Source organism: Bremerella sp. TYQ1, assembly GCF_020150455.1.
GTDB classification, from domain to species: domain Bacteria; phylum Planctomycetota; class Planctomycetia; order Pirellulales; family Pirellulaceae; genus Bremerella; species Bremerella volcania_A.
The window spans coordinates 6,259,781-6,286,366 of sequence record NZ_CP083740.1 but is presented as its reverse complement, the minus strand read 5'-3'; the positions used below and the strand labels follow the sequence as shown (position 1 = coordinate 6,286,366).

The following is a 26,586-nucleotide window of genomic DNA, read 5'->3' as shown; positions in this document are numbered from 1 at the left end:
GATAGGATGCCAACGGCTTGCCCCACGGCATCCAAGCTTGCCGCAAGTACGACGGTCAGTTCTCTTTTCTGCGATTTCTAATCACCCACTTCATTTCGGAGCGAATCCCATGATTCAGCTTTCACGTTCCTGGTGCGCCATGTTGCTATGCGTACTGAGCAGTGTCCCGCTGCTCGCGGAAGACGGAAAGGCACCAGTCAGCCTGACACGCGAAGAGAAAGTTCGCGGCGACCGCGAAAAAGTTCTTTCGGAAGGCTATTGGATCTACAACGACTTCCAAAAAGGAATTGCCGAGGCGAAAGAAACCGGCAAGCCGCTGCTGGTCGTCCTACGCTGCATTCCTTGCGAAGAGTGCGTCAAGCTGGACGAAGAGATCATGGAGAAAGATCCCGTCCTGCGTCCGCTGCTGGACAAGTATGTCCGCGTCCGAATTGTCGGCACCAACGGCTTAGACTTGGACTTGTTCCAGTACGACTACGATCAATCGTTTGCCGTGTTTCTGATGAACCCCGACAAGACAATCTACGGCCGCTTCGGTACCCGATCGCATCGTACCGACTGGACAAGCGACGTTTCAATTGAAGGCTTGACGGAAGCACTCGATGCCGGCCTGAAGCTGCACGCCAACTACCCCCGCAATAAGTCGTACTTCGAGGGGAAGCATGGCGATAAGCCGCTGTTCGCTTCGCCGGAGAAGTTTCCGTCGCTGAAAGACAAGTTCACCGACACGCTCAATTACGAAGGGGATGTCGTCAAAAGTTGCATTCATTGCCATCAAATCGGTGACGCCCAAAAGAACTTCTTCCGGAGCCGCGGTCAGGCAATTCCCACCGAGTTTCTCTTTCCGTATCCTCACCCCAAAGCGATCGGGATGGTGATCGACCCCAGCACGATGAACACCATCAAAGAAGTAACGGAAGATTCGATTGCAAGCGAAGCAGGTCTGCAGGCCGGCGATCAGGTGTTCGCCCTTAATGGCCAAGTCATGCTTTCGATTGCCGATATGCAGTGGGTGTTGCACCACGCGAAACCGCAAGACACCCTCGCCGCGGTGATCGTTCGAGATGGCAAACAACTTGCCAAATCGATCACGCTGACCGAAGGCTGGCGACAACAGGACGATCTTTCCTGGCGTGTCGGTGCATGGCCCATGCGTGGGATGGTGCTGGGTGGTCTTGTCTTAGAGGAAGCTTCGGCCGAACAGCGACGAAAAGCAGGCATTACCGATCCGGAAAAGATGGCTCTGCGTGTTCGCTTCGTAGGACGATATGGCAAGCATGCGTTGGCGAAGAACACCGGCTTTCGCGTCGATGATGTTATCGTTGGATACGACGGCCGCGATGATCTGGCCCGCGAAACCGACTTGCTCGCCTACGCGGCTCAAAACTGCATGCCCGGCGAAAAGGTGGCCGTCAAGCTGGTCCGGGGAACCAAACCGCTAACACTCTCGCTGAAGATGCAAGACTGAGCGGCTTTGTTCAATCTATAGCGTTCTAGCCGGCGCATTAAAAAGCCCCGCGAAGCTTTTCGCCTCGCGGGGCTCTGTCCCTAAGCATCTAGCTGATTGCCGACTAGCGACTAGTCAGCGGCGTCGCCGACAGCGGCACCGATACCAGCACCGATTCGGGCACCTTCTCGACCACCGATGGCTCCACCGATGCCGGCTCCGATACCAGCACCACGGCGGACGTCTGGATCAGCGAATCGGCGATCGTAACGACGGTTGGCACCGTCGAAGTAGTATCGACCATCGTTGTCGTAGTAATAACGTCGGCCACCATCGTAGTAGAATCGCATGCCGTCGTTATCGCGGTAGTAGTAACCATCTCGGTAGTCACCACCACGGTATCCGGTCGTACGACGTGGTTGGTAGTTGTCGTACCATGCACCACCGTGACCGTAACCAGGACCGTTGTAGTTCACCCAACCGCCGTTACGGTAAACCATCCAGCTGTTGGCTGGAGTCCAGTACCACCAGGTACCGTTCTGGTTCTTGAAACGCCAGCGAGCGTTACGGTCCATGTCGCGATCACGACGATCTCGGTCGCCACGGTCGAAGTCACGATCTCGATCGCGACCATCTCGGTCACGCATACGAGCATCGGCATCAACACGACCATCGGCGTTAATCCGTGCGTCGGCATCTAGACGGTTGCTGTTAATGTTGGCATCGACATCTGCGTCGACGTCAGCACCCACTTGAGGTGGATTCGGAGCGTCATTCAAGTTCGGAGCTTGTGCGTCTAGACTCGCGTCAACGTCAGCGGCCGCATCACCAGCAGCACCTTCGATCGATTCGGTCAGCCCACGTGCTGGGGTGTCAGGCGTAGCAGGCGTTGCGGGTGGTGTAACGTTGGCACCTGCATCAGCACCAGCATCGACAGCACCACGAGTACCTTCGACGGCGCCTTGAACTCCGGCATCAGCAGCACCTTCAACGGCACCCTGAACGTTAGCGCCGGCATTGGCACCTGCATCAGCGGCGCCGCTTACGGCCTCACCAGCGGATTCGACAACACCGCCGAGGTCTTGAGCGTTGGCCGTACCAGCGAGTGCCAAACCGGTCGCTGCGACCAGCCCTAGAATCCAATTGCTTGGCGTGATTTTCATAGTCTTTCCTTTCTCATGATTGAGGGGGAACTTCCAAGTTCGCGAATACGTGTTCGGACTTGGGGCGACGTATTCGAGTCTCGTCGAACGATGGGTACGACGATCTTCCACGAATTGCTTGTTGGCTTAGGTACATGGCAAGCACTATGCCAAACCTGGAAGAATGCGATAGAAAAACCGGAGCGACGCGTAGAATCGCGACTTATCGGCTCGATTTGCCGAGAATTCGCTGACAACCGCTCAAGAAGAAATGGTGGCCGGTTTACGTGTTCTTAACCGTGGTGGTCGTGCGGCAATCACGATGGCTTTTGAAGGTTCACACAAAAAAAGGTGGTCATCACCTAAGCAATGACCACCTAAAGATTTGGGCGCTAAGCTACTAGAAAACTAGTCGGCCAGCTTCTTCAGTTTGATGTTTTTCCAAGCGACGTCGTAAGGACCTTGTTGCTTGCCGATGCCGTGCACCTGCAGGCCGATGAATCCCTTCGGATGCGACTTGTAGATCTCTTCGTCGTTCAGGTCTTCGATCATTTCGCCATTGATCCACGTTTGAATACGTGGGCCGTTAGCAACAACGCGGTAGTGATTCCACTCGCCGCTCTTGAAGTGCGAATGTGGCTTGAGACGTTCCTTAGGAGTCAACCAACCGCGGCCGGTCGCTTCGCCGTAAACGTAACCAGCTTCCGCTTTGCCAGCTTCGATTTCGACTTGAGGACCATTCACGCGACCGTCGTTGGTGTCGCCCTTGGTCTGCGAACGAATTTGAACCCCGGAGTTCAGCTTGTCGTGAACTTTCACGTCGAACTCGAGTTCAAAGTTGCCGTACTCTTCGTCGGTGCACAGGAAAGAGTTAGGGCTGCCGGTCTTGGTGGTGCCAAGAATGGTGCCGTCTTTAACTTCGTACGTGGCGGTGCCGTTCTTTTGGGTCCAGCCGCTCAGGTCTTTACCGTTGAACAGTTCGACCCAGCCTTCTTCCGCTTGGGCCGTTGCCGCGAAGCCAAAGATCAACAAGCCAAACATCAGCCAAGATTTCTGCATGGGTAGGAAACTCCTAGGTTGAGTTAGAGGATGGGGTTTTGGAGAGGGTGTCCTATTATCCTTCCCCACTTGCCACGCTTCAACCAACCGCCCTGCAAAAGCGCATAAAAAGCCCCTTTTCCAGGCGAATCCTGAAAAGGGGCCACGTTTAATTCATCATAACGCGAGCAATCGCACTATTTGCTGCAGCACGCGGCGACTTCTTCGCAGCATGCCTGACCTTCTTCGCAGCACGTTGGCTTCACGTCGTCGCAGCAAGCTTCCTGCGTTTCACAGCATTCCAATTGCAGCGTGCAACAGTCGGCCTGAGGTGCCTGCGAGGCAGTCGTCGCAGGAACCGACATCGCACCGAAACCAAGACCCAAAGCAACCAACGAACCAAAAACAAGTTTAGTGATCATCATCACGTCCTTTTCAATTTCAAATAGAAGTAATTAAGTGTGTAGCAGTTGCCGGCGCGTCACGGACTTTCCGCGCACGTCAGCTTCAGTTGGCAATAGAAAGGGCTGAGAACGGCAGAACGTTAACAGCGCCAGACACACTTCAGAACGTGAATCGGGACGGGAGGCGTCTCGTGTGTTTGCGTGAGCGTCGTCTTTGGCAGCAGCCCAAGACCCAGCGGTTCGACCGACAGCCAATCTGCGATCAGAAACAACGACGGAACCTCGACGGTAACCAAACGAACTTCGTTGGTCACCGGCCGAACCTGGCAGCGGCAATCTTCGCTGGACGGAATCCCGGGGGAAGGATGTTCGGCCGTATTCGATGCCGCCGTACTCGATACCAGGGCACGGCTTGACTGACAGCAGGAAGCCACCGCGAAGTTTCCAGAGCCGGCGATTCCTGAAGCGGAAGCTGCCTGGCAATGCATACGACACCACCCCGGACCGATCGCCAACAGCAGGGCGAGGCCAAAGATCATCGTCGTTTGCAAAAAGGAACGCATCGTGAAAGGAGGTCTCTGCAAGCTAATAGAAAGGGAAATGCCTTAGCATTCTTTACTCGTTCCTACGGAAGTCAAGCAAGATCGGTTCAGCTAAAACATTCGCATTTGCGACTTTCCATTTTGGGTAGGCCCACGGAATTGTGTCGTATCTAACGCGACCTTCTTTTGTTCTAGTCCGTAACGCGTACGAAAGATAGAAAATGTTTTCGCAATCGTCGAAGCGATGATGCCTTCGCCCCGCATGCGGCTTCCCCACCGTGAGTCGGTCAGTTGCCCACCTCGGCAAGCTTCGATCCGCGAACGAACCCGCTCGGCATGTTCCGGCAAGTTTTCCTCTAGCCAAGCAACAAAGATCTCTTTCACGGCGTGCGGCAATCTCAGCAGCGTGTATCCGGCACTCAGGGCCCCCTTCGCCGCGGCTGCCTCCAAGATATTCGGAACTTCGGTGTCGTTCAGCCCTGGGATAATGGGCGCCACCATTACGTTCACCGGAATGCCGGCCGCGGTCAGCTGCTCGATCGCCCTGAGTCTTGCCGCAGGGCTCGACGTGCGCGGTTCCATCAGCCTGGTCAGCTTTTGATCGAGTGATGTGATGCTCAAGTTCACGCAAACCAGCCGATGCCGAGCCATTTCCCGCAGCAGTTCAAGATCGCGCAGGACCAATGCATTCTTCGTGATGATTCCAATCGGCTGCCGCGCCTCCAAGGCCACCTCCAAGCACCCCTTGGTGACCTCGAATTCCTTTTCGGCCGGCTGGTAGCAATCGGTGACGCCAGACATCGCAATCACTTCACACTTCCAAGTCTTCCGTTTCAAGAAGTCACGAAACAGTTGTGGGGCATCTCGCTTGACCATAATCTTGGTTTCGAAGTCGAGCCCGCTGCTGAACCCCAAGTATTCGTGATACGGCCGGGCATAGCAGTAGCTACACCCATGAGCACACCCTCGATAAGGGTTCAAGCTGTACGTGAACGGAATGTCGGGGCTGTCGTTCTTAGTCACCAACGACTGTGTCGCATCGGCGAAATACTGCGTCGGCACCTTCCGCGCGGCGAACTCGTTGGCATCGGTTCGATCCAAATGCTCCAGATCGTCGGAAACGCTTAACGTCTCGAACCGATTCGTCGGGTTCTCACTCGTTCCCCGGCCAATCGCTTTCCGCATAGGGTCCATTAAACAATACTGCCGCTTACAAGCTGCCTGCTTCGCTGGGTGACTGGAAGACTTACCGTCAGAAGAAGGATTTAGCCACAGAGGACACAGAGTTCACCGAGGCGGAGACTTTCCTACATCTTCGCCGGGTAGCCCATGGTTGCTTGCAACTTGGGGAGCGCAGCGAATAGAGGTCTTTCCATTGGGTTGGCCGCACACAAAGACCTCGATTCGGCTTCGCCTCCCCGGTTTGCAAGCAAACCGGGCTACCCAATGGGGCAAGACTAACCAATGGAAATGAATCGTGGTTATGCTAACGGCCCGGCTCTTTCCTCGGTGATCTCTGTGGCTAAATCCTTCCCCCGGCCCCCGCTTCGCGCAAACCAAGCGGGACCGGTTTTCTTTCCAGCCGACAGTATACACCAGTACACTATTTCGCCAAGGCGATTTTACCCGGCGAAAGGAGTCGTCGCGGCACCGCGGACGCCTGGCTGACAGAGAAACAGGCCGCCGGCGTTGGGGTATTTTTTCAGCTGCTCGTCATCGAGCCCTTTTCGTGGCGTAGTGATATACAGCTGATCGAAATTTTCGCCACCAAAACAGCAAGACGTCACGTTGGGGCAGGGTATTTCCACTTTGCCGATCAGTTCGCCGCTCTCAGGGTTCCAACGGCAAACGGCACCGCCACCCCACATGCCGGTCCACAGCATCCCTTCACTGTCGATCGTCATGCCGTCTGGCTTGCCGATGCCCAGCGATTCCGGAATATCGACCACCGTGCGGCGATTGGTGATGTTGCCGCTCTCGATATCGTAGTCGAACGCATCCACCTTCCGTGTCGCCGTATCGATGTAATAGAACGTCTTTTGATCCGGCGACCAGCACAAACCGTTGCTGTTCACCACACCAGGAACGACCGTTTCGTACTGGAATTGCGAGTCAAAACGGTAGCAATTGGCATCGCCTGGGGTTCGGGTGTCCGAAATCGTCCCCGCGAATAGCCGACCCCGCGGGTCGCACTTTCCGTCGTTAAATCGATTGGTTTCGGAATTGGTCTCGGGATTGGCCACTTGGGTGATGGCGCCCGAAAGCGGATCGAGCCGTACCACCCCGTCTCGTGTGCCGACGATGATATCTCCCTTCGTCGAAGCAATCGCGAAACTACATTCCTGCTCGACCGTCCACGACTCGTTTTGGCCTGTTTCAGGGTCGAAGCGATTGACCAGACTGTTCTCGATATCGACCCACAGCAGCTTTTTCGTGGCCGCATCCCAGGAAGGGCCTTCCCCCAAAGTGGCTTGAATATCGAGGACACATTTCGCTTCGTAGGTCTGCATTGGGCCTTTTTCCCGTAGTTTGTGGGGTGTTGTGATCCGCTGGGAAGACTTTTTACACTATAAGATTGCTTGGAAAACAAGCTTACCGCCGATGGTATGTCCCTGCGACACGATCGGCAAGGATAGCCTTCTTCATCCCCTGAAAAGCCCTGCCATGCCTGATAGCCAATACGCCCAGGAACTTCGCGTCGCCATTGAATCCGTTGTGGAAGCGAGCAAGATCTGCCGCCACATTCAGTCGACCGAAGACTTCGCGGAGCTTTCCAAGAACGATCGCAGCCCCGTGACCGTGGCAGACTTCGGCAGTCAGGCCGTCGTTTGCAAAGCGATCCACGAAGCATTTCCGGAAGATCCAATGATCGCCGAGGAAGATTCCGCGGCGCTTCGCCTGCCGGATCAAATCTCGGTACTCAGCCGCGTGGTGAAGGAAGTGGGCAAAGTCATTCCAGACGCGTCGCAGGAGCAAGTCCTTTCGTGGATCGACCAAGGCATCTCGCGCGATCCAGCACCACGGACATGGACGCTCGACCCAATCGACGGCACCAAAGGCTTCCTGCGAAAAGAACAATACGCGATTGCTTTGGCGCTGCTGGTCGACGGCCAGGTCAAAGTTGCCGCGTTGGCATGCCCCAACCTCGGCACGATCGAAAGCGATGAAGTCGGTTATCTGTTCACCGCCGTGCGTGGCGAAGGAGCTTATGTGGCTCCGCTCTCTGACCCGGAAGATCGCCGCCGAATCGAGACTTCCGGCTGCATTATTTCGAGAGACGCACGCTTCTGCGAGTCGGTCGAGTCAGGTCACAGCGACCACAGCTGGTCGTCCGAAATCGCCAAGCATCTCGACATCTCGCGCGATTCAGTTCGCCTGGACAGTCAGGCCAAATACGCGGTTGTCGCCCGTGGCGAAGCGGAAATCTACCTGCGACTTCCTACGAAGCCAGGCTATGTCGAAAAAATCTGGGATCACGCCGCTGGCTCGCTTGTCATCGAAGAAGCGGGCGGAACGGTCACCGACATCCATGGTCACCCGCTCGACTTCTCACGCGGGGCTTTGCTTTCGGAGAACCAAGGGATCATCGCCACCAACGGTCCCCTGCACGACGCCGTCGCTGCGGCGGTCAAGAAGGCGAACGAGTAATCGATTTCCTGGCGGCTTAACGCCGCTTCCGACGCCGTAGAAATGGCACCATTGAGAAGTTTGCTCTTCCGCGCGCCATTTTACGGTTTTATTGAACACGTGTACAACAACTTTGCGCGAACCATTGAGGTTTTCGAAGAAAGGTTGTCGGTTTCACCGGTTCATTTCGGCAAGATTTAGCGGCAGAATTCTTGCCATGTTCTTTTCGCGCACTGAATGTGTGAAAGATCTTCGCTGAGGATCACGTTCTTACATTTTTCGCACGAATTGCGTGAACACTCTTGTAGAATACACAATGAGTCTAGCGACGCGAAACACAGCGTCTTCAGATTAATCGAATCGAATCAGGCTGCGACGGAAGCTCGACCAATATGCGGCCATTTTCGACATTTACAGCGTATACCTTGGCATTAAAGCGAGGCTCGTCGGCATCCAGATATTGGCCATCCGAAAGTCGAAAACGCCAATGATGCACCGGGCAAGCAACCGCCCCATCGCAAACGTTCCCCTTGGCCAGGTTGGCCCCCGCATGGGGACACATCGCATCGATCGCGAAGATGCCCTCGGGGGTTTGAAAGAGCCCTATCCATTGGTCGTCGACGACTACGAGCCGTCCCCCGTGGGTCGGCAGATCATCGACGCTGGCCAACGGTACACGCAGCGACACGCGTAGGCCGTAATTAAGCCGAGACGAGCGACTTAAGACGCTCGTGGGCTTCCAGCAGAAGTTGTTCCGTTTCATCCCAACCGATGCATGCGTCGGTGATTGAAATGCCATATTCCAGACCGCTCGGATCTTCGGTCAGCTTTTGATTGCCTGGCATGAGATTGCTTTCCAGCATCATGCCGGCGATCGCACGGCTGCCGTCCATCCGCTGCTGAAGTACATCCCGCCAAACGCCAGCTTGTCGGGTATGATCCTTCAGCGAGTTCCCGTGACTGCAGTCGACCAACAAACGAGGCGGCAGATTCCGCTTTTCGAGGGCTTCAATCGCTTCGGCGACCGATTCTTTCGAGAAGTTCGGGCCGGATCGACCACCACGCAGAATCAGGTGTCCCCAAGGGTTTCCCTTGGAGTGAACGACACATGTTGCTCCCTCGCCATCGATGCCCAGAAAACTGTGCGGGGCGTTGGAGGAGGTCATCGCATCAAGCGCGATTTGCAGATCACCATCGGTGCCGTTCTTGAACCCGATCGGCATCGACAGTCCACTCGCCATTTGACGATGGGTGGGGGACTCGGTCGTGCGAGCCCCGATGGAAGCGAGTGAGATCAGATCGGCAATGTACTGCGGAGTGATCGGCTCCAAGGCTTCGCTGGCAGCTGGAATTTGCATTTCAGCGAGCTCCATCAGCAGCTTCCGAGCCATACGATATCCTTCGGCCATGTCGAAGGTATCGTTCAGATGGGGATCGTTGATCAGCCCTTTCCAACCGACGGTGGTCCGGGGCTTTTCAAAATATACTCGCATGACCACGAGCAGCGTATCGGAGACCTGATCGGCGAGCTTTTTCAGCCGCTTGCCAAATTCAATCGCCATATCGACGTTGTGGATCGAGCAGGGACCGACCACCGCAATCAGCCTATCTTCCTTGCCGGCAAGGATTTGCTGAATGTGCTGACGGGAATCGAAAACGAAATCTTGAGCAGCTTCCGAGAGGGGGAATTCCTGCTTGATGGCACTGGGTGGAGCCAATTTTTCGATTCGGTGGACGTTAACGTTGTCGGTCTGGTGCATGATCCTGCCTACTAGGGCCGCCTTAACGATCAGGGGAAACCTCTATCATGTCTTAAGGCGTCGAATTGTCCTAGGCGGCTGATTGCCCGTGTCGAGAAATTTCAGCTTGGATGGTCGGATTTTGCCGATTTCGCCCCGAAATTTCACATTTTCTCGGCGGTTTCAGCATCTTCCGGCGAGATCGAAGAAGTCTCGAGGTCTTCCAAAAGTTGCTCGGACTCGATGACAAAGACGCCTCGAGAGTTGTCCTCGAGCTTGGCATAGACGCCTAGCTCGGTCAGCTCGTGGCTTTCAGTACTGAAAGGAAGTCCGTTCTTTCGGGTGAAATGTGCGAACGGAATGGAAAGATCTTCGCCGCCTGGCAGAGGATCCTTACTGTAGAAATGAAACGCATCGTTTAGCGTGATTCCGATGCTGGCCAGCGGTTTCTCCGAGTGATTCGTCACGACGACCGCCTTTGTGGCGTCGACATCCTTCACACGCAAAGAGATCGGTAGTGGGTTATCCGACTTTTTCGGCAGCGAAACCCCTAGAAAGATCAGCATCGAGATCGGCAGGATCACAACCATCGCCATAAAACAGGTAAGTCCGAACTTGGAAAGTCGTAACTCGTTGGGATCTTGAGCATTTTCGTTCATGGAGTAATCTGTCCTCAGGCAGGAATCGCCGTCTCTATTCTTATTTTTCGCTACCAATCCACCAGCCGGCTACCCGCCTCATGGCGCAAACCTCTCATTTTGATAACAGTCCGCATGTCCTGGAAGGGCGGAAGGCGCGACTTACGATCAACACGGCCTGGCTGATCAAGCTTCGCTGGGTGGCCGCTTTCGGGCAGTGGATCACGATCGCAGTGACCATGTTTCTGCTGGGCATCGAGATCCGGTGGCAACCGCTGGCCACCATTATTTTCCTAACCGCCAGCAGTAACTTGCTGCTCACTTATTTATTCGAATCGCTCCGCTCTCGCGATCTCAAAAGCCTCGCGGCATGGGAAGCATTGCTATTCGTTGTGATGCTGATGGACCTAGGCTTCTTGACCGCGATGCTTTATTTCACGGGAGGAATTACCAATCCATTTGCCGTTTTCTACCTGGTGAACCTTTCGTTGGCGGCCATCGTGCTGATCCCGAAATATACCGGTACGCTGGCCATTGTAACTGTCGGGTGCGTTGGACTTTTACTGTTGGCCAGCTTTCCGGTCCCCATTCTCGGCAGTTGGCAAATCGATAATCTGGCGACAAGCACAATCCCAGTCCACGTGTTGCTCGCAGGGACGTCAATTGCTCTCGTAACTTGTGCGATGGTCGTGGTTTACTTCACGACCCGGCTTAATGTGGAGCTACAGCGAAAAGAGGCTAACCTTCGGCTGAATGAGATGAAACAGGCCCGCAGCGAAAAGCTTGAAGCCCTGGGAACGCTCGCCGCAGGAGCAGCCCATGAGCTTTCCACCCCGCTGGCCACCATTGCCGTGGTCGCGAAAGAAGTCCAGCGAGAACTCGAACAAGGCGACATCGCCCCGGAAATCAAGGAAGACATCTCCCTCATCCGTGGCGAGCTGGATCGCTGCCGGACCATTCTCGATCAGATGTCGACCGATGCCGGACAGGCAACCGGCGAGCCGATCGTACGGATATCGGCCGCCAAACTTGTGGAAGAAGTCACGCAGCTAATCGAAACCCAGCATCGCGGACGCGTTCACGTTGCGGCCAATTTGCCGGAGGTCGAGATCGAAGCCCCCCTGCATCTATTGGCTCAGGCCATCCGGGGACTCGTCAAAAATGCGATCGACGCGACACCGCAGAAAGAATCGATCCAGCTTGACCTGTCGACCAATGCCAACCAACTGGTGATCACCATCCGCGATCATGGAACCGGAATGCCACCCCACGTGCTGGCCAGAATTGGCGAACCGTTCTTCACCACCAAAGAGCCAGGCTCGGGTACCGGGCTCGGGGTTTTCCTGGCGAAGAATGTCGTCGAGAAGCTTAACGGCAATGTTTCGATCGAATCGGTCGCCGACGCAGGAACAACAGTGACGGTCACCATTCCGCGACTTCCTGCAACAAATAACGGAAATTCCTTACCGAACTCGCATAGTGACTCATAGGAATCCTTCACGGTATTCCCTATAGTTGACGTTCTGACGCCGTCATGATTAGTCAGGTCATCGCCCAGCTACGCATTCCGGAATCGGCGGATCCATGTCGCGACCTACAATCCTCCTCGTCGATGACGACGATATCTTGCGGAACCGATTGACGCGGGCCTTCTCGTCCCGCGGCTTCGACGTTTACTCCGCGAAGACCAAAGAGGATGCTGTCTCCCAAGCCGAAGAAGCTCAGCCCGATCGCGCAGTGCTCGACTTGAAATTGCCTGAGACGTCCGGAATCGAGATCCTCAAAGACCTGCTCAAAGTCTCTCCGCTCACCCAAGCTGTCATTTTGACCGGCTACGGCAGCATCACGAATGCGGTCGAAGCGGTTCGCCTGGGTGCCGTAAACTACCTAACCAAGCCAGCCGACGCGGATGAAATTTTAGCGGCATTCGAGAACAAGGAAGCGGCATCCCCCCAAGCAGAGCCGCAATCGTACAATCCCCAGTCGCTTGCCGAGGCGGAATGGGAACACATCCACCGCGTGCTAAATGACTGTGGCGGCAACCTTTCCGAAGCCGCGAGACTGTTAGATATCCCACGCCGAACGCTTCAACGGAAGCTGAAAAAACTGGCTCCGTAAGCAGCCCGAACAAGACACCCCCCATCCTAGTGCGACCTATTGTCACGTCGTACGAAACTGATGGTTATTTTACGATTTACACGCTGATAGCAAACGAGAACGAGCCTCCCTTAGGCTGCTTCTCGTTGCTGGCAACGTTGCGATTTACAACAATCCGCTTTGCTTGAGTTTTGGCCGGATGCCTAACTCCGGTTGCCTCTCGAGTAAGGCACTTTTCCGTCGACGCGTCTCGCATCGAGACCACTAACGACTGAGAAAGTCATGGACCGCTTTCTATTTCCCAGATGGGTAAATAAGTTCGTTCCGCTAATGCTGGGCGCAATCCTTGTTGGTGCAGCCTACGGCGGTTCCGTACTCTTTGTGACTTCGTCACCCCAGATTCTTAACCGTGGCTATCGTCCCGAACAGCCGGTACCGTTCAGCCATAAGCTGCACGCAGGCCGTCTGAAGATGGACTGCCGTTATTGTCATAACACCGTCGAGAAAGCGAGTCATGCGGCTGTGCCTCCGACGGCGACGTGTGGTAACTGCCACAGCGGTCAAGACTCGAGTGGTGCAACGCAGTACGCGGCAGTTCATGCCAACAGCGTGGCGTTGGAACCTGTCCGCGAAAGCCTCGCTACCGGCGAGTCGATCGATTGGATGCGAGTTCACAACCTGCCTGACTTTGTCTACTTCAATCACAGTGCTCACGTGACCCAGGGTGTTTCCTGTGTCGAATGTCACGGCCGCGTCGACAAAATGGATGTTGTAGAAGTCGTCGAGCCAATCTCCATGGCTTGGTGCTTGGACTGCCATCGCAATCCTGACGCGAAAATCCGCCCTGCCAACGAGGTTACGAATCTCGCTTGGGGTACGGAAGCTGGCGGTAACAAATTGAGCGTCGAAGAAAAGCGTCTGATCGGACAGCAACTTCGCGAAGAGTTGAACATTAACCCATCGACCAACTGCTCGACATGTCATCGATAAAGCCTGATAACGAAAAACCGAAGTACTGGCGTAGCCTCGATCAACTCGAGGGAACTCCTGAGTTCGAGCAGTTCCTGAAACGTGAATTTCCGGAAGCTGCTGAAGAAGCTCCAACCGGGTTGCCGCGTCGTCGCTGGATGCAGTTGATGGGGGCCTCGCTGGCCCTGGCAACGGGTGCTGCTGGCTGCCGCTACCCAGAAGAAGAAGTGGTTGGCTTCCGCTATCCGGAAGAAGAGATCGCTCCATTCTCGCGACGTCCAGAAGACCGAATTCCTGGCAAACCGCAAAAGTTCGCCACGACCCTGCAAGTCGCCGGCAAAGTTTGTCCATCCGTCGCTACGAGCTACGACGGCCGACCGATCAAGATCGATGGCAACCAGATGCACCCAATGGTCTCTGGTGCGGACACTTTCGCTCAGGCCACCATTCTGCATTTGTACGACCCTGATCGTAGCCAGCACCCTGTCGAACGTGACGACAGCGGACAGCAATTCAAGCGAACCTGGGACGAGTTCAACGTTTGGTGGAAAGAACATGCCAAGTCCCTGGAAGGTGGCAACGCCTCCAAGCTGGCCATTTTGCACCAAGCGAATCACTCGCCGACCGTGCTCGCTCAGTTCAACGCGATCGCTCAAAAGTTTCCCCAAGCCAAGTGGTATCAATACGATTCCATCACCGGCAACACGACGCTCGGCACCGAAATTGCCTTCGGTCAAAAGCTGCGACCGATCTTGAAGCTGGAAGAAGCCGAGATCATCGTTGACATTAGCGCCGACATTCTGGGAAGCCATCAAACGCACGGGCCCAACAGCCGCGAGTTCGCCAAGCATCGCACGCCAGAAGATGGCAAGATGAGCCGTCTTTACGTGGTAGAAAGCCGATTCTCCTCGACAGGAATTGCCGCCGATCATCGCCTGGCAGTGGCCGCCTCGCAGATGGCCAGCTTCGTTGCTGAGCTTGAGCAAAAACTCGACGGCGCAATCGAAAACGGCGAAACGAAAGAACCTCCGGCTGATAAGCGTGACATCATGGTCACGGCCATGGTCAACGACCTCGTCAGCCATCAAGGCAAGAGCCTCGTTGTCGGTGGTGAAACGCTGGACGTTGAAACCCAGGCTCGCATCTGGCGAATTAACGACAAGCTGAAAAACCTCGGCAAGACGGTTACTTTCATCGAAGAACCGAAGCTCGCTCGCGACAACACCGGTTCAATCGAAGATTTGACCACCGCACTTAACGGCGGCGAAATCGAAACGATTTTGTTCGTCGGTGGAAACCCAATCTACGATGCACCTGCGGACCTCGATTTCGTGGCCGCAATGGACAAAGCCAAGACCCAGGTCTACTACGGCGATTACGAGACCGAAACCTCGAAGCTTTGCTCGTGGCATTTGCCCGCATCGCACGGCTTAGAGCAATGGGGCGACGCGATTGCCTACGACGGTAGTTACTGCATCGCTCAGCCGCTGATTTCTCCCATCTTTGAAACCAAAGATCCGGTCGAATTCCTGAGCCTGATCGCTGGCTCGCCGATTTCCGAAACTCTGGAAGCCGTGAAGCAGTCGGTTGCGACCGCATTCTCGACTTCTGCTACCGATGCCGCATGGACGAAAGTCCTTCACGACGGCTTCATCGCCGACTCGGCTGCCGAAGCGGTCACCGCAACGCTATCGTCGGATCTCGAACTGGGAGAAGTTTCGGTCTCCGCATGGCGAGACGGACTTGGCGATGCCCTGGAACTGATCTTCCATCCCGGCTCCGGTACTTTCGATGGTCGATTCGCCAATAACGGCTGGTTGCAAGAACTGCCTGAGCCAATCACCAAGGTAACTTGGGACAACGTCGTTACGATGAGTCCTAAGACAGCTCAAGACCAAGGCGTCAAACAAGCAGAGCTCGTTACGCTTTCGGCTAACGGCAAGACGGTTGAAGTTCCTGTTTACATTCAACCCGGTCAAGCACACGGCACTTTGGCAGTAGGCCTCGGTTACGGTCGTACGAAAGCTGGATCGGTCGGTGGCGATACGGATGCCGGAATCGATCCAGTCGGCGTCGATGTCAGCCCACTGCGAACCAAAGAAACGATGCTGCTCGCCACCGATGTCACCATGGATGGCACCGGCAAAGAGTTCACGCTGGCTACCACGCAGGATCACTTCGCAATCGACTTGCTCGGGATGCGAGAAATTGGTCGCCGCGTGGAAGAACTCGTCCGCGAAGGCACCGTCGAAGAATACGAACATCATCCTGACTTCGCCAAACATGTTGTCCACCATCCACCTCTGGAGTCCCTGTGGGAAGACCAGGAATGGATGAAGGAATCGTACGACGGCCACGCTTGGGGCATGTCGATCGACTTGACCAAGTGCACCGGCTGTAATGCGTGCACGATTGCCTGCCAATCGGAAAACAACATTCCGATCGTCGGCAAGGAAGCGGTTTCGGTCGGTCGCGAAATGCACTGGATCCGTGTCGATCGTTACTTCAGCGGCGACATGGAAGACCCCAAAGCGGTCTCGCAACCGGTGACATGTCATCAGTGCGAAACGGCTCCTTGCGAAAGCGTTTGTCCAGTCGCGGCTACCGTTCATAGCAACGAAGGCCTCAACGACATGGTCTACAACCGCTGTATCGGTACGCGTTACTGCGGTAACAACTGTCCTTACAAAGTTCGCCGGTTCAATTACCTCGACTGGCGAGCCGATGAGACTCGCTTCGACGCCGCCAATAAAGAGCTCGCCAAGCTGATCTTCAATCCCGAAGTCACTGTGCGTAATCGTGGCGTGATGGAAAAGTGCACCTACTGCGTGCAGCGAATCCAAAACACCAAGATCGAAGCCAAAGCAGACCGTCGAGCGATCGGCCCGAACGAAATTCAAGTCGCTTGCCAGGAAGCTTGTTCCGCACAAGCGATCGAGTTTGGCGACTTGAACAATCCCGAAAGCAAAGTCGCCAAGGCTCACGCAAATCCACGTGCTTACGCAATGCTGGCGGAACTGAACACCAAGCCACGTACGCGTTACTTGGCCAAGATTCGCAATCCGCATCCATGGTTGGCTCCGAAGGAAACCGACCATCATGGCCACGGACATGGCGGCGACGATCATGATCACGCCCATGCCGAAGGCGAGCACGCCGATGACCACGAACATGAAACGGCAGAAGAAAAGCACTAAGCTCTTCGATCGTTCGATTCACCTAACCAGCAGTCAGCTAAAGTTCATATAACCAAGAGTAAGAATGGCCACCGTAAACGAAGTCATTGACACCACGATCGACGATCCGGGCAACCGGACGCCGCTTGTGATTGGCGGGCACGACTACGGCTCGATTACCCGGTTGGTTTGTCAGATCAACGAAAGCAAGACGCCCATCGCGTGGTACGTTGCGTTCGTTGCATCGCTGGGCCTATTGGGAATGTTCTTCTCGTTGATCGGTTACCTTGTTTTCACCGGGGTCGGTGTTTGGGGTAACAATAACCCGGTTTACTGGGGTTTTCCGATCGTGAACTTCGTGTTCTGGGTCGGTATCGGTCACGCTGGTACGCTGATTTCTGCAATTCTGTTTATCTTCCGGCAAAACTGGCGTACGAGTATCAACCGCTTCGCCGAAGCGATGACGATCTTTGCGGTCTGCTGTGCCGGTGTGTTTCCGGCTGTCCATATCGGTCGTGTTTGGGTCTTTTACTGGCTGTTTCCGCTGCCGAGTTTGCAACTGGCAATGTGGCCTCAGTTCCGTAGTCCTTTGCTGTGGGACGTTTTCGCCGTTTCGACCTACGCGACGGTTTCGTTGATCTTCTGGTACACCGGCATGATCCCTGATCTCGCGACCCTGCGAGACCGTACCAATAACAAAATCCTGCGAATCGTTTACTCGATTTTCTCGCTCGGCTGGACTGGCTCGGCTCGCTCTTGGTCGCGATACGAAAAGGCCTACACCCTTTTCGCCGCCTTGGCTGCCCCGCTCGTTCTTTCGGTGCATACGATCGTTAGTTTCGACTTTGCTGTTTCGCAGCTTCCCGGTTGGCACACAACGATCTTCCCGCCGTACTTTGTCGCTGGGGCCGTGTTCTCTGGTTTTGGGATGGTGCTGACGCTGATGGTTCCTGCTCGCCAACTGTTTGGCTTGAAGGATGTCGTCACGCTCCGCCACCTCGAAAACGTCTGCAAGATTTTGCTCGCCACCGGCTCGATGGTCGGTTACGCCTACGCAATGGAATTCTTCATTGCCTGGTACGGCGGTAACATGTACGAAGGTTTCGCGTTCGTTAACCGTGCGTTCGGTCCCTATTGGTGGGCCTACTGGATCATGGTTTCCTGTAACGTGATCAGCCCGCAGCTGTTCTGGTTCAAGAAGTGTCGCACCACGCCGTGGTTGATGTTTGTGATCAGCATCTTCGTGAACATCGGTATGTGGTTCGAACGATTTGTGATTACGGTGACTTCGCTGGCTCGCGACTTCCTTCCGTCGTCGTGGGGCATGTTCCATCCGACTTGGGTCGACTACGGCATGCTGATCGGCAGCTTCGGGTTGTTCTTCACCCTGTTCCTGCTGTTCGTCCGCTTTGGTCCGATCGTGGCCATGGCAGAAGTCAAATCGGTGATGCCTCATCCGCACTCCCCAGTGCATGATGAAGACCACGCGGCAGTCGAGCACTCGTAACTAATAACTCCTCCCTGGGCTTCCAGCAGGGCAAAAGATAGATGGCAGAAGACGCGAACAACTCGGAACCTAAGCTAATCGGGCTGATGGCACAGTTCGACGACCCCGACTCCTTGTTGGTGGCCTGCGAAAAGGTGCGTAAAGCGGGTTACAAGAAGACCGACGCCTACACGCCCTTCCCTCTGCACGGGATCGACGAAGCTCTCGGCATCAAGCCGACGATCTTGCCATGGATCGTTCTGGCATTGGGCATCATGGGCGGATTTGCCGGTCTCGGCCTGCAGTTCATGACCAACGCCGAATGGTATCCATTCATCATTTCGGCGAAGCCACGTTTCAGCTTACCGGCCAACATTCCGGTCATCTTCGAGCTCGTCATTTTACACGCAGCTTTCGCCGTCTTTATCGGCATGTTGCTGTTGAACAAGCTTCCGATGTTTTCCAATCCATTGTTTCGCGTCCCAGAATTTGCTCGGGCCACCGACGACAAATTCTTCCTGGCGATCGATGTCAACGACGAGAAATACAAACCCAACAAGACTCGCGAACTTCTGGAAGGTTTCATCGGCCAGACCGGGGTGATCGAAGTCTTTGAAGATCCTAGCCCGAACGAACTTCCCAAGGTGATCAAGTTCGTTGGGGTAGGGGCTGCTGTCGTCGCCCTGGTTCCACCGCTGCTGCTGTGGCGTGCCTATTACCAGACATCGACCGTTCCCCGTATCAATCCGATCCGTGACATGGATATCCAGTTGCGTGGCGACACGCAAACGATCAGCCCAGTTTTTGCTGATGGCCGCACCATGCGACCTCGCATTCCTGGCACTGTCGCGCGGGGCGAATGGACCGATCCGATCATGCTGACTGGGATCGTTCCTGAGGTGGGTCAGCAAAATGTGGCCTTCCTACAGGAAGAAGAACCACCAGCTGAGGACGCGGAAAAGCCAGCGGAAGAAGCTCCTGCCGACGAAAAACCGGCAGCCGATGAGCCAATGGAAGAGACGGTTGAAGAAGCCAAGCCGGAAGACGACGCTCCAATGGAGGAAGAGGCTCCGGAAGAAGAAAAGCCTGCTGCTGACGACAAGCCAGCTGAAGAGCAACCTGCTGCGGAAAACGCAGAAGGTGATGCGGCTGCTCCGGAAGAGCCAGAACCAAACTGGGTGAAGATCGCTCCGATCAAAGTCACGCGAGCCACCGTCGAACGAGGCCGTAATCGCTACAACATCTACTGTTCGGTTTGCCACGGTTTAGCTGGTGATGGAGACGGGCTTGTTTCGCAGCGAGCTTTGGAACTCCAACAACCAACGTGGGTTCCACCAACGAACCTTCACACCGACTACTTGCTCACTCAGCCTGACGGCAAGCTGTACAACACCATCACTCACGGCATTCGCAAGATGAAGGGCTACGGCGATCAAATCCCTGCGGAAGATCGCTGGGCTATCGTCACCTACGTACGTGCTTTGCAAAAGACGCGTACTGGAACGCCGGAAGAGATTCCTGCCGTCGAGATGAAAGAATTGGAAATTAAAGGTCAGTAAGTAACATGGGCGGTCACCACAAACCTACGATCAAAGTGACGGACGACGAAACGATCCGCCTCAATCCGGCCTGGCAGTCGGTGCGAATGGTCGCGATGGCTGTTGGCGTCTTGGCGCTGCTGTTGGCCATGGGCATTGGATTGACGCAGGAAAGCTCTTCCTACTTCTTCCATTCGTACCTGACAAGCTTCGTCTACTTCCTCAGTATTTCGCTCGGAGCATTGTTCTTCGTGCCGATTCATCACCTGACGCGTGCTGGTTGGAGCGTCGTGGTGCGTCGCGTCGCTGAGCTGCTGACGCAGAACGTCATTCCTATGGCGCTTTTGTTCCTCGTGATTCTGTTTCCAGTACTGTTCGGCAGTCACACGCTGTTCGAGTGGAACGACGCTGCCAAGATCGATACGGCTTCCGATCAATACGACTTCCTGATCGCTCACAAGTCGCCGTACTTGAACTCGTTCTTCTTTGCCATCCGTGCGATCGTTTATTTCGGTACGTGGATTTGCATTGCTCGCTACTTCTTCTTGAACTCGCTGGCTCAAGATACCAGTGGTGACAAAGAGATTACGCTTAAGCTGCAGAAGTGGAGTTCGTTGGCCGTGGTCATGTTTGGCCTGACGGCGACGTTTGCTTCCTTTGACTGGCTGATGTCACTCGACCCACATTGGTTCAGTACGATTTTCGGCGTCTACTTCTTCGCTGGAAGTGCTCTCAGCTTCTTTGCGTTCATGACGGTCGTTATCTTCCTGCTTCAGCAGGATGGAAAGATGGCGAATATCGTGACTAAGGAGCATTACCACGACTTGGGTAAGTACACGTTTGGTTTCACGTTGTTCTGGGGTTACATCGCGTTCAGCCAGTTTTTGCTGATCTGGTACGCCAACATTCCGGAAGAAACCGGCTGGTACCTGCGTCGCCAAGAGAATGGCTGGGCCACGGTCGCCATCCTATTGATCTTCGGCCACTTTTTCATTCCGTTCTTTGGGGTTATGTCGCGGCACATTCGCCGCAACAAGTACCTTCTGACCGGCTGGGCCGTGTTCATCTTGATTATGCACTACGTCGATTTGTACTACATTGTCATGCCACAAGTGGCTCATGGAACGGCCGCTCCAAGTTTTGGCCTGATTGATGTGTGCTGTATCGTCGGAATTGGCGGTTTATACATTAGCTCGTTGATCTGGTTCGCCACCGATAAGCCGCTGGTTCCTGTCAAGGATCCGCGACTGGACGAATCGCTGGCACTACAGAATCATTAAGAGGGTGGTTTGATGACGGAAATCACTGAAGAAACACCAGAAAACGAACCCCAAGAAACAGCGACCGAAACTCCAGTTGCTGATTCGCACAACGGGCACGAACTCCCGCAGTACGATGACTTGAACACCCCCATGATTGGCTTGGTCGGGTTCATCAGCGCGGTTGTCACGTTCATCTGCATTATTGGTCTGCAAGCAGCCTTCTTGCAGTTCGAGAAGCAGCAGCACCAGGAGAAAGTTGTCGACCAGGTACTTGAGGTGGAAGACAGCATTCTCAGCGCTCAGAAGGCGAAGCTGAACAACGGATACAGCTGGGTCAACAAAGAATCAAAAACGATCGGCATGCCGATTGAGCAGGCCATGAAAGTGGTCGCCGATCAATACGAATCGAACTAACCCTTCGCGGGGCTAACACGGATTGAAATGCGAGGTTTGAGGACAATTCGTTGGGTATGGGCAGGCCTGTTCTGCCTACTGCTGAGCACCTCGGCTGAGGCTCAACTTCATGAGACGCCTGACGCCGTCGATGGACTAGGTGTCACCGAGCATCTCAACGATCCCCTCCCTCTCGATACCAAGTTCACGGACGATCGCGGCAACTTGATTCGTTTGGGTGACTACTTCGACGGCGAAAAGCCGGTCATTTTGTCGCTCAACTACTCAAACTGCCCCATGCTGTGTCAGCAGCAACTCAATGGTCTCGTCATGACCCTTCGCCAAATGGAGGCTAGTGCGGGAGAAGACTTTCAGGTGGTGTCGATCAGCATCGACCCCAAAGAAACTTACCAGCGAGCCAGCGACACACGAAAACGTTACTACCAGGAATATTCTCGCCCAGGCACCGCCGACGGCTGGCACTTTTTGGTAGGGGATGCGAAGTCGATACTGACCGTTGCCAAGGCGACCGGTTTTCAGTTTCGCTACGTTCCTGAACGCAAGGAATACGCTCACAATGCAGTGCTGATGCTTTGCACTCCTGACGGGCGAATTTCACGATACATTTACGGCGTTCAATTCGACGAACCAACATTGCGTTTGTCGTTGGTCGAAGCGAGCGAAGGAAAGATTGGCACGACGGTGGATAAGATAATCCTCTCGTGTTTTATGTACGATGAAACGGCAGGTCGTTACGGACCACAGGCCGTCAAATTGATGCAGTTAGGTGCATTCACCACGGTGACGTGCCTGGCAATTGGATTGTTCCCGTTTTGGCTTCTCCGCCGTAAAACGAGATAGTCCCACGCATTGCATACCGATTCAGCGAGTGGACTATTTCCCTCGCAAACGACCTAGACAAGAAACAAGATAGAACGAGATGGCCCCAGTAATAGGCTCAACCATGCAATCCATCTTGGCGGATACCATGTTCTTCCCGCCCGAGCGATCCACGGTCGCTGGGAGTGTCGACGGGTTGTTTGATTTCATCTATTACCTGTCAGCGTTTTTCTTCGTGCTCATCGTCGGCGCGATGATCTACTTTGTGCTGCGGTACTATCAACGCCCTGGCCACAAAGAACAGCCATCGCCTTCCCACAACGAATCGTTGGAAATTACCTGGAGCATCATCCCATCGCTCCTGGTGGGTGTGATTTTCTATTACGGCTTTACCGGCTATTTGAACGTCCGAGAAGCCCCGGAAAACTCCTACGAGATTCAAGTAGTTGCTAATAAATGGAACTGGCTGTTCCGTTATCCAAACGGCGCCGAATCGAATGATCTCCACATTCCAGTTGATCGTAATGTGAAGTTCTTGCTGCAATCGGAGGACGTTTTACACAGCTTCTACATCCCCGCATTCCGCATCAAGATGGACTGCGTACCTGGTCGTTACACTTCGACTTGGGTTAACGCAACAGAGACCACCGGCAGTGGTTCCGAGGACGCATCACACGAACCATTGGATCTTTTCTGTGCGGAATACTGCGGGCAGAAGCACTCTCAGATGCGTGCCAAGGTCTTCGTTCATGAACCTGCCGACTTTGATCAATGGGCCGAAAAAGCCGCCAACATCTTAGAGAACAATACACCTGTCGATGCTGGGGAAATCCTTTTCAAGCGAAAAGGGTGTGCACAGTGTCACTCGGTCGAAGGCGTCAACTCCGCTAAATACGCTGGCCCAGCACTCAATGGCCAGTGGGGGACCGAACGTCAGGTCATTCCCCGCGGTTCGAGTTCCCCCGAAACGGTCGTCATGGACGAAAACTATGTTCGTAAGTCCATCCGCCAACCTAATTCCGAGATCGTCGTCGGTCGCAAGCCAGGCATGACCGTGTTCACGCCGCAGTTGCTCAAAGACGAAGAAATCACGGCGATCATCGCCTACTTGAAGTCGCTTAAGTAGAAATTTGCATAGGGCAGCCTAAGCCATGTCCACGATTACACCAGACACTCAAATCGATATCGGTCACAACGACGACCCTAGCTCGAACTACCTCACCAGTTCGTCCGGGTTCATGTCGTGGGCCTTCACGCTTGACCACAAACGAATCGGCGTGATGTACCTCGTCGGGATCTTCGCCTCGTTCTTCCTGGGCGGTGTCCTGGCTCTGGTACTCCGACTCCATCTGATGATGCCAAATGGCTTTTTCCCAGACTGGATGATCTCACTCGATCGCTATAACCAGCTGTTCACGCTGCATGGTGCGGTGATGACCTTCTTGTTCATCATTCCCAGCATTCCAGCAGCACTGGGTAACTTCGTGTTACCGTTGATGGTGGGTGCTAAGGACGTCGCGTTCCCTCGCATGAACCTGGCGAGTTTCCACCTATGGGTTTTCGGTGCGATCTTCTTCCTGATCGCCTTGGTCACCACAGGTTTGGACACCGGTTGGACTTTCTACACTCCTTATAGTATTGAAACGACAACCAACGTGATCGCGGCCACTATCGGTGCGTTCATTCTTGGTTTCAGTTCGATCTTCACCGGTCTGAACTTCATTGTCACCGTGAACACGATGCGTCCGCCAGGTATGACTTGGTTCAAGATGCCGCTGTTCATGTGGGCCATTTACGCCACGGCAATTATCCAGATCTTGGCGACCCCGGTTCTCGGTATCACCCTGCTGCTGCTGATGGGCGAACGCCTTCTCGGTATCGGCATTTTCGATCCGAGCATGGGTGGCGACCCAGTGTTGTTCCAGCACTTCTTCTGGTTCTACTCGCACCCAGCGGTTTACATCATGATTCTGCCTGCGATGGGTATCATGAGTGAGTTGATGTCGGTCTACAGCCGTAAGCCAATCTTCGGTTACACGTTCATCGCGTACAGCTCGATTGCGATTGCTTTGCTCGGCTTCCTCGTCTGGGGTCACCATATGTTTGTCAGCGGACAAAGTCCGATGGCGGCGGTGATCTTCAGTGGTTTGACGTTTAGCGTCTCGATTCCGTCTGCGATCAAAGTGTTCAACTGGACCGCGACGATGTACAAGGGGAGCATCAACCTGGCCACGCCGATGTGCTACGCGTTGTCCTTCATCTTCCTGTTCACCATCGGTGGTCTGACAGGTTTGTTCCTCGGTGCTTTGGCAACCGACGTTCACCTGCACGATACCTACTTCGTCGTCGCTCACTTCCACTATGTGATGATGGGTGGAACGGTGATCGCATTTGTCGGTGGTCTTTACCACTGGTGGCCGAAAATGTTCGGCGTGATGTACAACGAAACCTTCGGCCGACTGTTTTGCGGGGTGGTCTTCTTTGGCTTCAACCTGACGTTCCTGCCACAGTTTGTGATGGGCTCGCGTGGTATGCCGCGACGTTACGCGACTTACGTCGATGAGTATCAGGTTTATCACGTTCTCTCGACGGTCGGTGCTTTGACACTCGGCATCGGGATGGTTGGTGCCATTGCCGTGTTGGTGGTATCACTCTTCAGAGGACGCAAAGCTCCTGCGAATCCATGGGGTGCTGCGACGCTCGAATGGACGTGCACCAGCCCGCCTCCTTATTACAACTTTGAACACGCTCCGCATGTCGATTCGCCTTACGACTACAGCGATTTGAAATACGACGAACGAGTGGGTGGATATGTGAAAGATCCGAATGCCGTCAAATCGACGAGCCAGGACCATCACTAAACCGTTCCTCCAATCCTTCATTCCGTTACGTGACGACGTTTAGAAACGAAATTGCCCTATGAGCGCCGCCGTCGACTCCCAAGATCAGGCCCATCATGCGGATGGCGACCATCACGGTCACAGTCCGTTCCAGGCTCACCACTTCGAAACAATGCAGCAGCAGTTCGATGCAGGTAAGCTTGGCATCTGGCTCTTTCTATTCACTGAAATCCTGATGTTCAGCGGCCTCTTCTGTGCGTACCTCATTTACCGGTACAACCATCCAGAAGTGTTCCTGTACGCTCATAAGCAGTTGGACACCACGATGGGTGCAATCAATACGGTTGTGCTTATCGTCAGCAGCTTGTCGATGGCTTGGGCTGTTCGTGCGGCTCAGCTTTCGCAGAAGAAGCTGCTCGTGGCGATGCTCAGCGTTACGCTCGCACTGGCTGGCGTCTTCTTGGTGATTAAGTACTTCGAGTACACCCATAAGTTCGACATCGGTTTGTACACCGGCAAGTCGAACATTATCTATCAAGTTCAGCACCCTGCCGATTATCAGGAAGTGCATGAAGAGGTGCTCGCCGCTCAGAAGAAAGAAGCGGAAGAGCACAAGGAAGAAGCGGAACACGCTGTCGCCGAAGCCGAGCACGAAGACGATCATCCCGAAGATCATCCCGAAGAGCATGTCGATACGCATGCCTCGCATGGCGACTCGCACGGGCACGGGCATGCTGGTCCGGAACAGTTCGTCGATGCTCCACGCAACACGCAAATTTTCTTTGGCATCTATTACATGATGACCGGCCTGCATGGTTTTCACATCCTCTTTGGAATGGGAGCTATCGGCTGGCTGTTGTATCGATCGATTCGCGGTGACTTCAGCAGCGAATACTTTGGTCCTGTTGACTACGTCGGGCTCTACTGGCACTTGGTCGACTTGATCTGGATTTACTTGTTCCCGCTGCTCTACCTCATTCGCTCCTAAACCCCACGGGGATTTTTGATATGTCCGATCCATCGACCAATCATTCCGACGATCACGAACATGGCTTGGCCCACGTCATGCCGATTCCGATCTTACTCGGAACGTTCGTGGCTTTGCTGTTCTTCACCGGACTGACGGTCTTCCTGGCCGATCAACACCTTGGTGAGATCGATATTTGGATTGCCCTTGCGATCGCCACCATCAAGGCTGGTCTCGTCGCGACTTACTTCATGCACTTGCGGTACGACAAACCGATCAACGTGTTGTTCTTCCTGTTCTGCCTCGGATTCGTGGCCCTGTTCTTCAGCATTACATTGCTCGACTCGGAACAGTATCAGCCGCAGATCAAGGAGTTCTACGAAAACACGACGGTAGTCACCGCAACCGAAACGCCTTAGTTCCTTTTACAAGCCGATGAAG

General features: G+C 54.5%; 24 protein-coding genes. 15 read left to right on the top strand and 9 right to left on the bottom strand.

The genetic code is table 11. The features are described 5' to 3' along the window. Positions 1-109 precede the first annotated feature (109 nt). The gene (locus LA756_RS25540) at positions 110-1,468 is read left to right on the top strand and encodes a Trx7/PDZ domain-containing (seleno)protein (RefSeq protein WP_224437548.1); all 1,359 of its coding nucleotides are present in this window, start codon (positions 110-112) and stop codon (positions 1,466-1,468) included. Positions 1,469-1,578: 110 nt separating this feature from the next. Here LA756_RS25540 and LA756_RS25535 read toward each other — a convergent pair whose 3' ends face one another. The 6 genes from LA756_RS25535 to LA756_RS25510 all read right to left on the bottom strand — a co-directional run bounded on the left by LA756_RS25535 (position 1,579) and on the right by LA756_RS25510 (position 7,083). Beyond that, on the bottom strand, positions 1,579-2,610 hold the full coding sequence (locus LA756_RS25535) for a hypothetical protein (protein WP_224437547.1): 1,032 nt from the start codon (positions 2,608-2,610) through the stop codon (positions 1,579-1,581). Between the two features lie 387 nt (positions 2,611-2,997). Further along, complete coding sequence (locus tag LA756_RS25530) at positions 2,998-3,648, bottom strand: DUF1080 domain-containing protein (RefSeq protein WP_224437546.1); 651 nt, start codon at positions 3,646-3,648, stop codon at positions 2,998-3,000. Positions 3,649-3,824: 176 nt separating this feature from the next. Then, positions 3,825-4,052: a hypothetical protein gene (locus LA756_RS25525; protein WP_224437545.1), complete on the bottom strand. Its 228-nt coding sequence runs from the start codon at positions 4,050-4,052 to the stop codon at positions 3,825-3,827. A 119-nt stretch (positions 4,053-4,171) separates the two neighbouring features. Next, a complete protein-coding gene (locus LA756_RS25520; protein WP_224437544.1) occupies positions 4,172-4,594 on the bottom strand; it encodes a hypothetical protein in 423 nt (140 codons plus the stop codon). Positions 4,595-4,684: 90 nt separating this feature from the next. Continuing rightward, on the bottom strand, positions 4,685-5,758 hold the full coding sequence (locus LA756_RS25515; protein WP_224437543.1) for a PA0069 family radical SAM protein: 1,074 nt from the start codon (positions 5,756-5,758) through the stop codon (positions 4,685-4,687). Positions 5,759-6,195: 437 nt separating this feature from the next. Then, complete coding sequence (locus LA756_RS25510) at positions 6,196-7,083, bottom strand: SMP-30/gluconolactonase/LRE family protein (protein ID WP_224437542.1); 888 nt, start codon at positions 7,081-7,083, stop codon at positions 6,196-6,198. Positions 7,084-7,237: 154 nt separating this feature from the next. Here LA756_RS25510 and LA756_RS25505 point away from each other — a divergent pair, with 154 nt between their 5' ends. Then, on the top strand, positions 7,238-8,221 hold the full coding sequence (locus LA756_RS25505; RefSeq protein ID WP_224437541.1) for a 3'(2'),5'-bisphosphate nucleotidase: 984 nt from the start codon (positions 7,238-7,240) through the stop codon (positions 8,219-8,221). 325 nt (positions 8,222-8,546) lie between these two features. Here the strand turns inward: LA756_RS25505 and LA756_RS25500 are convergent, their stop codons facing one another. From LA756_RS25500 to LA756_RS25490, 3 genes are all read right to left on the bottom strand, one after another. Further along, positions 8,547-8,888 (bottom strand): Rieske (2Fe-2S) protein, encoded by a 342-nt coding sequence (locus LA756_RS25500; protein WP_224437540.1) that lies wholly within the window; start codon positions 8,886-8,888, stop codon positions 8,547-8,549. A 13-nt stretch (positions 8,889-8,901) separates the two neighbouring features. After that, positions 8,902-9,960: a 3-deoxy-7-phosphoheptulonate synthase gene (locus LA756_RS25495; RefSeq protein ID WP_315858332.1), complete on the bottom strand. Its 1,059-nt coding sequence runs from the start codon at positions 9,958-9,960 to the stop codon at positions 8,902-8,904. Between the two features lie 143 nt (positions 9,961-10,103). Further along, complete coding sequence (locus tag LA756_RS25490) at positions 10,104-10,598, bottom strand: hypothetical protein (RefSeq protein WP_224437539.1); 495 nt, start codon at positions 10,596-10,598, stop codon at positions 10,104-10,106. 80 nt (positions 10,599-10,678) lie between these two features. Here LA756_RS25490 and LA756_RS25485 point away from each other — a divergent pair, with 80 nt between their 5' ends. The 13 genes from LA756_RS25485 to LA756_RS25425 all read left to right on the top strand — a co-directional run bounded on the left by LA756_RS25485 (position 10,679) and on the right by LA756_RS25425 (position 26,564). Next, on the top strand, positions 10,679-12,067 hold the full coding sequence (locus LA756_RS25485) for an ATP-binding protein (RefSeq protein ID WP_224437538.1): 1,389 nt from the start codon (positions 10,679-10,681) through the stop codon (positions 12,065-12,067). Positions 12,068-12,161: 94 nt separating this feature from the next. Continuing rightward, positions 12,162-12,695, top strand: coding sequence for a response regulator transcription factor (locus LA756_RS25480; RefSeq protein ID WP_224437537.1), 534 nt, complete (start codon positions 12,162-12,164; stop codon positions 12,693-12,695). 261 nt (positions 12,696-12,956) lie between these two features. Beyond that, positions 12,957-13,664, top strand: a complete 708-nt coding sequence (locus LA756_RS25475; RefSeq protein ID WP_224437536.1) for a cytochrome c3 family protein — start codon at positions 12,957-12,959, stop codon at positions 13,662-13,664. Continuing rightward, the gene (locus LA756_RS25470) at positions 13,652-16,840 is read left to right on the top strand and encodes a TAT-variant-translocated molybdopterin oxidoreductase (RefSeq protein WP_224437535.1); all 3,189 of its coding nucleotides are present in this window, start codon (positions 13,652-13,654) and stop codon (positions 16,838-16,840) included. The genes LA756_RS25475 and LA756_RS25470 overlap by 13 nt, the downstream gene beginning before the upstream one ends. Before the next feature lie 64 nt (positions 16,841-16,904). Then, positions 16,905-18,326 (top strand): NrfD/PsrC family molybdoenzyme membrane anchor subunit, encoded by a 1,422-nt coding sequence (nrfD, locus tag LA756_RS25465; protein WP_224437534.1) that lies wholly within the window; start codon positions 16,905-16,907, stop codon positions 18,324-18,326. Between the two features lie 41 nt (positions 18,327-18,367). Beyond that, positions 18,368-19,864, top strand: coding sequence for a quinol:electron acceptor oxidoreductase subunit ActD (locus tag LA756_RS25460; RefSeq protein ID WP_224437533.1), 1,497 nt, complete (start codon positions 18,368-18,370; stop codon positions 19,862-19,864). Between the two features lie 5 nt (positions 19,865-19,869). Continuing rightward, a complete protein-coding gene (locus LA756_RS25455; RefSeq protein WP_224437532.1) occupies positions 19,870-21,123 on the top strand; it encodes a quinol:cytochrome C oxidoreductase in 1,254 nt (417 codons plus the stop codon). Positions 21,124-21,135: 12 nt separating this feature from the next. Further along, positions 21,136-21,519: a hypothetical protein gene (locus LA756_RS25450; RefSeq protein ID WP_224437531.1), complete on the top strand. Its 384-nt coding sequence runs from the start codon at positions 21,136-21,138 to the stop codon at positions 21,517-21,519. Positions 21,520-21,546: 27 nt separating this feature from the next. Continuing rightward, positions 21,547-22,359 carry an SCO family protein gene (locus tag LA756_RS25445; protein ID WP_224437530.1) on the top strand — a complete coding sequence of 271 codons (813 nt, stop codon included), beginning with the start codon at positions 21,547-21,549 and terminating at the stop codon, positions 22,357-22,359. Between the two features lie 103 nt (positions 22,360-22,462). Next, a complete protein-coding gene (gene coxB, locus LA756_RS25440) occupies positions 22,463-23,464 on the top strand; it encodes a cytochrome c oxidase subunit II (protein ID WP_224437529.1) in 1,002 nt (333 codons plus the stop codon). A gap of 25 nt (positions 23,465-23,489) precedes the next feature. After that, positions 23,490-25,199, top strand: coding sequence for a cbb3-type cytochrome c oxidase subunit I (locus tag LA756_RS25435; RefSeq protein ID WP_224437528.1), 1,710 nt, complete (start codon positions 23,490-23,492; stop codon positions 25,197-25,199). 58 nt (positions 25,200-25,257) lie between these two features. After that, complete coding sequence (locus tag LA756_RS25430) at positions 25,258-26,166, top strand: cytochrome c oxidase subunit 3 family protein (protein WP_224437527.1); 909 nt, start codon at positions 25,258-25,260, stop codon at positions 26,164-26,166. 20 nt (positions 26,167-26,186) lie between these two features. Then, a complete protein-coding gene (locus LA756_RS25425; protein WP_224437526.1) occupies positions 26,187-26,564 on the top strand; it encodes a cytochrome C oxidase subunit IV family protein in 378 nt (125 codons plus the stop codon). Positions 26,565-26,586: the final 22 nt, after the last annotated feature.